Consider the following 345-nt stretch of genomic DNA (forward strand, 5'->3'; position numbering starts at 1 on the left):
TTTTTCACCTGATGTAAATGCTCCAACAATTTCGCCAGTATTGTAGTCCTTGCCTTGGATCATGAAACCCTTGAATACATCTCCCTCAATTTTTACTTGAACGACTTCTCCGGGTGCCACACTTTCTGGTTGAAAAGTAATGCTATAAGGTGAAGGACCTGTCTGCGTTTTGTGATGAGGTTTCGAATCGTCTTTATCTTCATGGTGCTGGGGTTCCAAGTTGCCACAGGATTTTATATCACCTCCAGTTGGGTGTGCAGAGACCATTACCATCAGGGCACCAATAACAGTAAATAGTAGGAGATGCATGGTAATTGATTACGGCAAGGTGCTGGCGATGTATCT

Annotated in this window: 1 protein-coding gene; it reads right to left on the reverse strand. The window is 43.5% G+C overall.

The features are described 5' to 3' along the window. Positions 1 to 309 (reverse strand): reeler domain-containing protein (locus tag BB427_RS08270; RefSeq protein WP_139119045.1); only part of this gene is annotated, 309 nt, incomplete at its 3' end. Positions 310 to 345: the final 36 nt, after the last annotated feature.

Source organism: Pseudoalteromonas sp. BMB (assembly GCF_001709235.1).
GTDB classification, from domain to species: Bacteria; Pseudomonadota; Gammaproteobacteria; order Enterobacterales; family Alteromonadaceae; genus Pseudoalteromonas; species Pseudoalteromonas maricaloris.